General features: G+C 72.1%; 12 protein-coding genes. 4 read left to right on the top strand and 8 right to left on the bottom strand.

Translation table 11 applies throughout. The annotated features are described in order from the left end of the window. Positions 1-84: 84 nt before the first annotated feature. From ACIP5O_RS31465 to ACIP5O_RS31490, 6 genes are all read right to left on the bottom strand, one after another. On the bottom strand, positions 85-1,119 hold the full coding sequence (locus ACIP5O_RS31465) for a hypothetical protein (protein WP_401299521.1): 1,035 nt from the start codon (positions 1,117-1,119) through the stop codon (positions 85-87). A gap of 114 nt (positions 1,120-1,233) precedes the next feature. Then, positions 1,234-3,009, bottom strand: a complete 1,776-nt coding sequence (locus ACIP5O_RS31470; RefSeq protein ID WP_401299523.1) for a hypothetical protein — start codon at positions 3,007-3,009, stop codon at positions 1,234-1,236. A gap of 301 nt (positions 3,010-3,310) precedes the next feature. Next, positions 3,311-4,348: a hypothetical protein gene (locus ACIP5O_RS31475; RefSeq protein ID WP_401299526.1), complete on the bottom strand. Its 1,038-nt coding sequence runs from the start codon at positions 4,346-4,348 to the stop codon at positions 3,311-3,313. A 209-nt stretch (positions 4,349-4,557) separates the two neighbouring features. After that, a complete protein-coding gene (locus tag ACIP5O_RS31480) occupies positions 4,558-4,932 on the bottom strand; it encodes an HNH endonuclease (RefSeq protein ID WP_401299529.1) in 375 nt (124 codons plus the stop codon). 96 nt (positions 4,933-5,028) lie between these two features. After that, positions 5,029-5,532 (bottom strand): hypothetical protein, encoded by a 504-nt coding sequence (locus ACIP5O_RS31485; protein WP_401299532.1) that lies wholly within the window; start codon positions 5,530-5,532, stop codon positions 5,029-5,031. A 374-nt stretch (positions 5,533-5,906) separates the two neighbouring features. Then, on the bottom strand, positions 5,907-6,350 hold the full coding sequence (locus ACIP5O_RS31490) for a hypothetical protein (RefSeq protein ID WP_401299535.1): 444 nt from the start codon (positions 6,348-6,350) through the stop codon (positions 5,907-5,909). Between the two features lie 135 nt (positions 6,351-6,485). On the opposite strand from ACIP5O_RS31490, the gene ACIP5O_RS31495 reads away from it, so the two are divergent. From ACIP5O_RS31495 to ACIP5O_RS31505, 3 genes are all read left to right on the top strand, one after another. Next, a complete protein-coding gene (locus ACIP5O_RS31495; protein WP_401299538.1) occupies positions 6,486-6,875 on the top strand; it encodes a hypothetical protein in 390 nt (129 codons plus the stop codon). After that, positions 6,872-7,357, top strand: coding sequence for an XF1762 family protein (locus tag ACIP5O_RS31500; RefSeq protein ID WP_401299540.1), 486 nt, complete (start codon positions 6,872-6,874; stop codon positions 7,355-7,357). Before ACIP5O_RS31495 ends, ACIP5O_RS31500 begins: the two co-directional genes overlap by 4 nt. Before the next feature lie 178 nt (positions 7,358-7,535). Continuing rightward, positions 7,536-7,928 carry a DUF3307 domain-containing protein gene (locus ACIP5O_RS31505; RefSeq protein WP_401299543.1) on the top strand — a complete coding sequence of 131 codons (393 nt, stop codon included), beginning with the start codon at positions 7,536-7,538 and terminating at the stop codon, positions 7,926-7,928. A 65-nt stretch (positions 7,929-7,993) separates the two neighbouring features. On the opposite strand, the gene ACIP5O_RS31510 is transcribed toward ACIP5O_RS31505, so the two are convergent. Next, a complete protein-coding gene (locus ACIP5O_RS31510) occupies positions 7,994-8,407 on the bottom strand; it encodes a hypothetical protein (RefSeq protein ID WP_401299546.1) in 414 nt (137 codons plus the stop codon). Between the two features lie 145 nt (positions 8,408-8,552). Between ACIP5O_RS31510 and ACIP5O_RS31515 the strand changes: the two genes are divergently transcribed. Next, positions 8,553-8,897 (top strand): DUF6087 family protein, encoded by a 345-nt coding sequence (locus ACIP5O_RS31515; protein ID WP_401299548.1) that lies wholly within the window; start codon positions 8,553-8,555, stop codon positions 8,895-8,897. Here the strand turns inward: ACIP5O_RS31515 and ACIP5O_RS31520 are convergent. Further along, on the bottom strand, positions 8,881-9,291 hold the full coding sequence (locus ACIP5O_RS31520; RefSeq protein ID WP_401299551.1) for a hypothetical protein: 411 nt from the start codon (positions 9,289-9,291) through the stop codon (positions 8,881-8,883). The genes ACIP5O_RS31515 and ACIP5O_RS31520 overlap by 17 nt on opposite strands. Positions 9,292-9,335: the final 44 nt, after the last annotated feature.

Raw genomic sequence — 9,335 nt, forward strand, 5'->3', positions numbered from 1 at the left:
CCGAGGTCCCGCCCAGGAAGGGGGTCCGGGCGGGACCTCGGCCCCTGTCTCCAGGGACGAGGAGCTGGTGCTCCTCTTCGCCGATCAGCTCGCGCGACCGCGTAGGACGACGAGCTGAGGCACGCCGCCTTGGTGCTCCTCGTGCTGTTCGAGCTCCAGGGCGACGGCGCGGCGCAGGGGTTCGAGGCGGGTCGGCATCGGCTGCCAGTCGGGCGGCAGGCCGGCGCCGCGCTCTCGGTGCAGCTCCTCCATCTCCTCGTTCAGGACCTCGGCCGCCTTCGCGAAGACCCGCTGGATGCCGCCCTTGAGCAGCGGGACGCCGGGCGGCTCCTGCACGGTGGTGCCGTCCTCGCGCTGGCCGGTGTGGTTGTGCTCCAGGCTGACCCACAGGTGCTTCACGGGGTGCTGCAGGGGTGCGACGAGGCTGGCGCGCACTGGGAGGTAGTCGCGCAGGGCCTGCCGGGTCGCGGGGGACAGTGGCCACTCCTCCGGGGGAGGCGGGGTGGCGGCGCGGCCGCTGCGGGGGCGGTGGACGCGCATGCTGGACAGGTCGGCGGCCAAGTGCGCCTCGTGCTGGGCGGCGAGGGTGCCGGAGCTGGAGGCGGTGTCGAGCACGATCCCGTACATGGCGAGGAACCGCAGCCGGAACGGCTCGGTGACCTTCCGGTCGACCCTGTCGACCAGGGTCTCGAAGCGCCGCATCAGGAGTGCACGGATCGGGGCGGCGACGACGGGCGCGAGGTTCGGCGCGGGCGGCATCTCGGGCAGCTCGAAGGGGATGCCGGCCTTCTGCGCGATGAGTTCGAGGCAGCGTCCCCGGACACGCAGCGCGGAGTCGGACTCGCGCTCGCCCTTCTTGCCGTCGCCGCGTACGAGGCCTCGTACGGCCAGCTCGAAGAAGGAGCGGGTCACGTCGAAGGCGAGCAGGGAAGGTAGGTCGTCGTACGCGTCGGGCGGCAGGCCGCCCTCGGTGAAGGCCCGCTCGTAGGCGCCGACCAGGGCGCGGAGCTGCTTGGCCCGGGACGCTCCGGTGCCCGGGTCGCTGCACAGCTCGTCCACGGTGCGCTCCATGGCGTGCAGGGACGGCACGAGAGGAATCTGCAGGGTGGGGGTGGCCATGGGTACATGATGGCGTGTCCGGCTGGATGGTGGAGCCGCCTTTCACCGGGTGGAGTGAATCCGGACGGCCCGGTCCGGGCCGGGGGAAGGTCTCCGCTCCGGCTTCCGGGCCGGTCAGGCGATCAGCCCCCGGTTGTTGCGGATCGGCTCGGGCTCGTAGATCGCCAGGAGGATGCCCTCCGCCCGGTCGGGGCTTTTCATCCCGCGGGCCCTCATCTTCTTCTTGGACTCGACCACGACGTGGCCGCCGCTGTTGTGCCCCAGCTTGGGGGTGGAGAGCTGGATGGCCGCGTCGTCGTCGACGCGGAGCCGGAGCCGGCCGGAGCCGGTCTCGGGGTCGGGCTGGAGCAGGAAGCGGGTGGCGAGCCACATCTCGTCCCGCTTCGTGAAGGGGCGCATGACGGCTCCGGGATCATCACGCAGGGGGGACTCGGAGACCATGACACCGACGATCGCGGAGGCGTGCTTGCCGTTCTCGCCCCAGGTCTTGAGCATCGACACGGCGCCGTGCCCGAGGCCGTTCTTGTCCACCTTGACGCGGACCTGGTGGGGGCTGCCGAGGGCCTGCGCGAGGCGTTCGGCGGCGTGGATCTCCTCCAGGATGCGCTTGGCGACGGTGACCTGGTTGTCGTTGGCCGCGCCACTGGAGTAGTGCCGGGCCTCGACCACGTCGCCGACGATGCGGTAAATGGTGAATTCGTCGCCCCCGTCCGCGGCCACGTCCACGCCGAGGCGTACCCAGGCGCCGCGGCGGACGGTGTGCTTGGCGGTCTCGTCAGCGAGTTCGAGGTCGCACAGCCTCACCCAGCCGGGGCCCGTCGGGTCCTCGTTCTGCTTGGCGTCCTCGATCCACGTGATCGGGATGACCTTGCCGCCGCCGCCCTTGGGGAACCGGGCGTGGACCTTGGCGATGACGTAGGGGTGGTCCTCGCCGTACGCGCGGATCGTGGCGTCGATCCAGTCCTGGGCGGGCAGGTGGTCGGCGAGGGAGTGCCGGGCGCGGCCCGGGGGGCAGTCGTTGCACAGAGGGACGCGTTCGCGGGTGATGGCGGGCGAGTCGAAGGTGGCGATGGGGATCGTGACGGTGGTGGCCTCCTCGGGCTTGTCGCCGTCCTCGCACAGGACCTCGAACCAGGATCGGGGGTCGTCCGCGGGCGGGTTGCCGATGGCGAGCATCCTGGCGTCGCCCGTCAGGAGGTTGTTGGTGCCGTTGCCGATGCTGCGGGCGATGCCGCCGGCCTCGTCCACCACGATGAGCAACTTGGGTGTGCCGTGGATGCCCTGCATGGCCGCCTCGTCACCCTCCGGCGCGGTGAAGCCGTAGGCGATCAGGACGTCGTTGCCGTAGGCGTCGGGCATCTTCCACTGGGTGGTGTCGCACGACCCGGGGAGCTGGGCGCGGGCGATCGTCCGCCTGATGTGGGGCCAGAGCTGATTGCGGACCTGCCGGAAGCGGGTCGCGGTGGTGACGATGATCATCGTGCCGGGCGGGTTCACGGCGCCGGCCCAGGCGACCAACCTCGCCGCGATCCAGGTTTTGCCGACCCCGAATCCGGCCGGGACCGCGATGCGTTTGTAGTGGGGGACGGCGTCGACGATGGCGCGCTGCTTCGACCAGATGCTTTCGCCGAGGACATCTTCGATGAAGCCGCTGGGGGTGTCGTGCCACAGGCCGTAGAGGGTGCCGGTCTCGCGCTCGACCTCGGTCAGGATCTGGGCCTGGTCGGCGTGGCTGAACTGGCGGAACGCCTCGCGGCGGACGGGGATGGGGACGCGGAGGAGTTGGTCGGCGAGGCTCCCGGCTTCCTTGGACCGTACGCCGGAGCGCTTCTCCTTGGAGGCGATGGCCGCGGCTGCGGCGGCGGTACGAGGCGGGGGAGCGGTGGACATGGCGGGCACCGTGCCGTCCGCGAAGAGCTAGTGTCGCGGCCTGCGGGTGCGGGACGGCCCCCGTCCGGTCTCGTGCCTCCGCCTCCGCAGGGGGTGGGCGCGGGGGCGGCGCGTGATCGGGGACGGGGGCCGGTGTGGAGCTGTTCGGTGGTCGGCTCCGGACAGGTACGGAGACGGAGCCGACCACCGTGGGGCTGGGCATCGGGCCCAGGGGTGAGGCGGGGGAGGTGCCTCACCGACTACAGACGGAGTGGGACGCGGAAGTGTTACAGGTGCCTCCGAAAGTTTTTTCGGGACGGGTTCAGGCGTTGACGGTCCGGGTGACGTACGAGGCCGGGACGCCGATCTCGTCGGCGATCCGCTGGTGCGCCCACTCGTACGGGGCGGCCGCCATGACGGGGATCGCGGCGTTGCGGATCGGCATGGCGGCGTCGCGCAGCGCCCGGTGGGTCTCGTACTCGCGGGCGATCCGGGGCAGGGCCTCGTGCGCGTCCTTGACCATCGGCACGCCGGCGTCCTTGCCCGCGGCCGCGAGCTGTTCGCGGGCGGGGAGCGCGGCGTCGCGGCCGAGCTTGAGGGCCTTCTGCATGACGCGCAGGACGCCGGTGCGGCTCAGGCCTGCCGAGAGGTTGATGCCGCGGGCGGTGGTGTAGCAGGTCAGGGAGGCGATGGCCTTGTCGCGGTCCTCGATGAGACGGTCGAGCTCGTCCTGGGCCTCGTTGACGATCTCGGCGGCGCGCTCCAGCCGTTCGTCGGGCCGGCTGATGGTGGCGAACTCCTTGTTGACCTGCTCCTCGGCCTGCTTGCGGATGGAGGCGAAGTCGGGCCGGTCCAGCTTGGGCACGACGCGGCGGCCGCTGGCGGCGATGGCCTCGGCGTCCGCGAGGCCGATCTGGTCGAGGGCTTCCTTCCAGCGGGCGCTGCTGTCCTGGAAGCGCGTGGCGAGGTCGACGGCCTTGGGGCCGGTCTCGTCCGTGCAGTTCAGCCCGGCGTCCTCGGCGGCGCGGGGGCGATCGGCCTTGGCGGGGAGCTTGGCGCCGGCCTCGCCCCAGGTCTGCCCGAGGGCTTCGAGCTGGATGCGGCGGAGGGTGGAGCGGACGATGCCGAACGCCTGCGCCAGGGCGTCGCGATCCTCGGGGTGGTGCAGGGCGTAGGCGGCGATCAGCTCGTCGCGTTCGGGCCTGATGGTGGCCATGCTGAGGAACGCGGTCTCGCGGATCTCGTCGGCGGCGGCGCGGCGGGCCTTCGGGTCGGCGATCTGCTGGAGCGTTTCGCGGACGTCCGCGACGGCTCCGGCTCGGACGTCCGCGTAGTCGATCGTGGGAAGGGTGGTGGTCATGGCGATCCCGTACGGGAGCGCGCCCGGGTGGGCGCTGTCGGCAGGGGAAACCCCTAGCCCCGAGTCCTTCGCCGAAAACTGTACCCCAAGTGATGTCCGGATGGCTCAATCAGGTGTTGCTCGGCTCTTCGGCCGGATCGGCATCATGCTCCAGGTCCTCGTCCTGCTCGGGCTCGGGCAGCCGGTAGAGGACCGGACGCCGGAGGCCTTTATCGCCGCTCCGGCGACATGGTCAGTGAAACGCTGACGCGGGCCCGGGTTCCGTCGGGGTAGAGGACGAACTGCGCGCCGCCCGGGTAGGTGACGGCCATCTCGCTGGGGAGCATCGGCCGGCGGACCTTCCAGCCGTCGCTGTAGCTCTCGCGGGGGTGGTCCTCGAACCAGGAGTTGCAGATCCGGCACACGAGCAGGAGGTTGTGGGGCTGGTTGATCCACAGTTCGCGGGCGCCGCCCATACCCCTGTTGACCCGGTGGTGGATGGTCAGGTCCCGGATGGTGCCGCAGCGGACGCAGCGGCCGCCGTCCCGGTGGAAGACGAGCTGGCGGACTGTGTCGGTGGGCCCGGTGCGCCGTCGGGTTGGCATGAGAGGGTGCTCCGTCCTGCCCCGGCGCCGGGCCGCGGGGCGCGGCCGCCGGTGTGCGCGCGGGGCGAGGACGGGAACATGCACGCCGGCCGGGCCTTACGTCGCGGCACCGACGAGCTCGGCGGACTCCTCCTCGTCCGGCTCGGCGGCCCGGGTGAGGGCGTCGAGGATGGTGGCGGCGTCGGGGACCCGGACGTAGGACAGCATCAGCTTCCCCTTGTCGTCCTCGCCGAGGGTCACCTCGAACTCGGCGCCGGTGGTCTCCTCGTCGTAGTAGTAGGTGCCGGGGCCGCACTCGTCGAGCGGGCCGTCGGCGTTGGTGAGCCAGGCGATGCCGAAGACCTCGTCTATGGCCTCGGCGATCACGTCGTTCGGGATGTCCTCGAACTCGACGGTCCCGCGTCCCTCGTTGTCGATGCAGAGGCGGCCGGAGCCGAGGCCGTCCTTCTCGTAGCTGAGCATCACGTCGCAGCAGTACCGGGGCGTCTTGGTGTGGTCGAGCGGGGGGAAGGCGGCCGTCATGGCGGCGACGGCGGCCTCCTCGACGTCGTTCCAGGCCCGTTCCCAGTCCTCGATGGCTTCGGTGACGGCAGGTCGCATGGTGGTTCTCTCCGTTCTTCCCGGCCCGGCGTCCCGCAGGGAGCGGCCGCCGACCAGGGGGCGGGTTGGTCGAAGAGAGCACCGTGCCGGCCTCGGGTGCTTGTGTCGCGCGAGGCCGCTCGTCGGCCTCGAACTGCCCGGGGGCGGGACGGCCCGCAGGGGCCGGAGGGGGTGACCACGACAAGGCTTCGTCTGGCTTGGGTTCGTCGTGGTTGAGGTTCTTCTTGTTTCCGTGCGCTCTCGCGCATGAGGCCGCATACGCCAGAGCGCACGTGGCCACATGCGCTGTGCCGCATGAAGGTGGTGACCACGTGCGCTGTACCGCATGAGGACCCCCACATGCGCTCTGGCGCATGTGGGTAAGAAGACGCAGGTCAGGCGGCTGCCTGCGAGGCCCGGGTGAAGAAGGAGCGGAACCGTGCCCACCGGCCGGCCGCCGGACGCTCGTCGGCGACGACCGGCTCGTCCGGGATGGCGGTGGACTGCTCCACGGCCGGGCGCTCGTCCTCGACGGCGAGCACCGTCTCCTCCGCCGTGCCCACCTTCGCCGCGCGCCGGACGGCGTCGGCCTTCACGATCCGCCGGTACAGGTTGCCGTACGGGTGCTCGGCCTCGTCCACGAGAATGCCGCTGTCGAAGAGGTTCTGGGCGGCGCGGCCGCGGGTCATCCACCGGGCGAACGAGCCGGCCGAGATCCCGGCGACCTCCGCCGCCTCGGGGCGGGTCATGCCCGCTTCCACGGCCTGGCCCAGCTTCTCGATGACGACGGGGGTCAGGAGCGTCGGGCGGCCACGGTGAGCAGTGCTGCGAGTAGTCATGGGCCGGACAGTAAGGACGGCTCCGGCTTGTGTCGCGCCCTCGAAAATCAGGCCGCGACGCAAGGCGGGAGGCGACTGCACAGTGCGCGGCAACCAGGGAGTGCACCGGCGCTCCCTCGAACCGCAGGAGCGCCTGTGTCCCCCTCGTCCCCCCTTCCGTCCTCCCTTCGCAGTTTCGTAGGCGGTTGCTGCCGGGCCGTCTACTACAGCCTGCTCTACCTCGCTTCCACCGCATTGGCGTGGGCGATCGGGCCGATGTCCCACGGCTGGAGCTGGTACTTCACGGCGAGCGTCATCGCCGGCGCGGCCGCCGGCGTGGCGGGCGAGAAGCCGCGCGACGTCTTCGCGTTCATCGCGGCCGTCTTGCTGAGCGTCTTCTCGCTCTGGGCCGGCCTGACGGTCGTCGTCGCCATCGTCCTGTTCCGGACCGTACGGCGCGCGGTGATGCTCTCCCACCGCGACCCGACGAAGCCCCGGCGCTCCCTCTGGGAGGTCATCGACAACGCGCTGGACCTGGCGGAATGACCGAGGACCCGCGCCTGCACCTGGTGCCGGTCCGGCAGAAGGACGCGAAGGACTTCGTCGCGTCCTGGCACCGGCACCACCGGCCCCCGCCGGGCGCCGTGTTCGCCGTCGGCGCGGCCGACCAGCACGGCGTGCTCCGCGCGGTCGCCCTGGTCGGCCGCCCGGTGGCCAGGGCGTACGACAACGGCCAGACCCTGGAGGTGACCCGCACGGCGACCGACGGGGTCCGCAACGGCAACAGCCTCTTGTACGGGGCGGCGTGGAGGGCGGCGAAGGCCCTGGGGTACACGCGGCTGATCACCTACACGCAGGCCGGGGAGAGCGGGGCGAGCCTGCGGGCGGCCGGTTGGCGGGTGCTCGCGCAGCGGCCACCGCGCCGTGGCTGGGACTGCCCGAGCCGGCCGCGTCCCGACCGGGGCGTCGACCACGTCCCCAGGACCCTGTGGGAGGCGCCGACGGCCTCCTCCCGGAGTTCGGCGTGAAGCCGCCGGGCCCCGGCTTCCCAGCCCCGTTCAGCGCCTCTCGGCGCATCTGAGATCCACATCACGCCCGCTGTGCGCAGCGGGAACTGACACGGCCGCGCGCCCGCCCCACTCTGGGACCGGGCGCGCGGCCGCGCAGTTGCAGCACCATCAATCAGCGAAGACCCGGAGGTCAGTCGTGTTCGCGTCCGTCTTCATCCTGCTCTACGCCGCACATCTCCTGTCCGACTACGCCTTCCAGACCGATCACCAGTCCGAGCACAAGGCCCTGCGCTCTCCGGCCGGCTGGTGGGCCAACATCTCCCACGCCGGGACCCACGTCGTCGCCTCGGCGGTCGCCCTGGGCGTCGGCACGGCCGTACTGGACCTGCCGCTGCGCGGGCCCGTCGTGCTCGGCGTGCTCGCCTGGGTGGGCCTCTCCCACGGGTTCATCGACCGCCGGTGGCCGATCCGGTGGTGGATGGAGCGCACCGGCAGCAAGGACTTCTTCAACAAGGGCGGGGCGCCGTTCGTCGACCAGACCGCGCACGTCGCCGCGCTGGTCCTCGCGGCCCTGGCCGCCGCCGCGTAGCCGCCGTGGGCCGGAACGCGGACGGGCCGCCGAGCGTGTGCTCAGCGGCCCGTCGGGGGCGGACGTCAGGCGGCGACGTACGAGCCCGAGATGGTGATGACCTCGCCGATGTCGTTCTCGCCGCCGTAGACGTGGTCGATGTTCCCGAGCGCGGCGCCGTTCTCCATGTTGGCGATGACCCGCAGGCGGTCGATGCTCTTGCCGTCGCTGCCGGAGTAGATCAGCGCGTCACCGAGCCAGACGCCGTGGTCGGCGCCCCGGCCGTCGTACTCCAGGGTGAAGACGGTCCGCAGACCGGCCGCCGCCGGTACCGGCAGGGTCAGGCCGAAGCCGTTGCTGGAGGCCGCGTTGGTCTCCTTCCGGGCCACGATCATGGCCGTGAAGGTGACGTTGCCGTCCGCGCTCTTGGCGTACCGGCCGGCGGTGGACGTGCCGTCGACGCCCTTGACGTTCGTCAGCTTCGGGGTCCAAGCAGGCATGTGTGCTCCTTCGAAGAGGTGAACCCGCCGATCTGGCGGGCGACCCGAACAGTGGAGGAGCAGCGGTGCTTACGTCGCGTCCTGCCGGACGGGAAGCCGTGGCCCGTGCTGGCGCGGCCGGGAGCGGCTGCGCCACGATGGCGCGATGAGCGACGAGGAACCGTTGGAGCAGTGGGCCCGTCGGCGCGAGGAGCGCCGGGACCGGGCTCGGGGACGGCTGCGGGCGGTGCCGCTCGGCGGCGGCCCTCACCGGGGGGCGCACGTCGAGCCGGACGCCCCGAGGGCGATCGAGGAGTACGACGGCGCCGACTGGGCGGTCGTGGGCCTGGTGCCCGATCTCGCGGCGGCGAAGGCGGCCTTGTACCCGCCGCGCCCCGAGCCGGAGCGCCCGGCCGAGTGGGACCGCCCGGCGCTCGGTCCGGGGCGCGGCCGCCACCGGCGGACGGCCCCGACCGAGGACGGGGCGCCGGGAACTACTTCTTCGTCTTGACGAGCGACGGCGCCTTCGCGGCCGGGGCGGGCGCCTTGGGGGCGGCGGGAGCCTTCGCGGCCGGGGCCGTCGGCTTGCCCGTCACCTTCGGGGCGGCGCCGGGCGAGGCCGGGCGCACCGTGCCGTGGTCGGCGGCCGGCCCGCTGCCGGAGCTCGGGCTCGTGCCCGTCTGATGCAGCACGCACGGCCGGGCGCCGGTCGGGACGTAGTCGCCGTGACCTCGGGACGAGACGGCGGCGCAGCGGGGTATGGACCGGCGGTCGTCGTCGGCGTCGCTGTCCGAGGAGAGCGCGATCAGGAGGAACGCGGCGAAGGCGAAGGCGAACGCGCAGGCGGCCAGGAGGAACGGCAGGTTCGGGGACTTCTGCGGACGGCGGTAGGTGGAGCTGGACACGGGGTCTGGGCCTTTCGGTTCGAGAGGGGGAAAGAAGAGGTGGG

It is taken from the genome of Streptomyces sp. NPDC088915, from assembly GCF_044749825.1.
Taxonomy (GTDB): Bacteria; Actinomycetota; Actinomycetes; order Streptomycetales; family Streptomycetaceae; genus Streptomyces.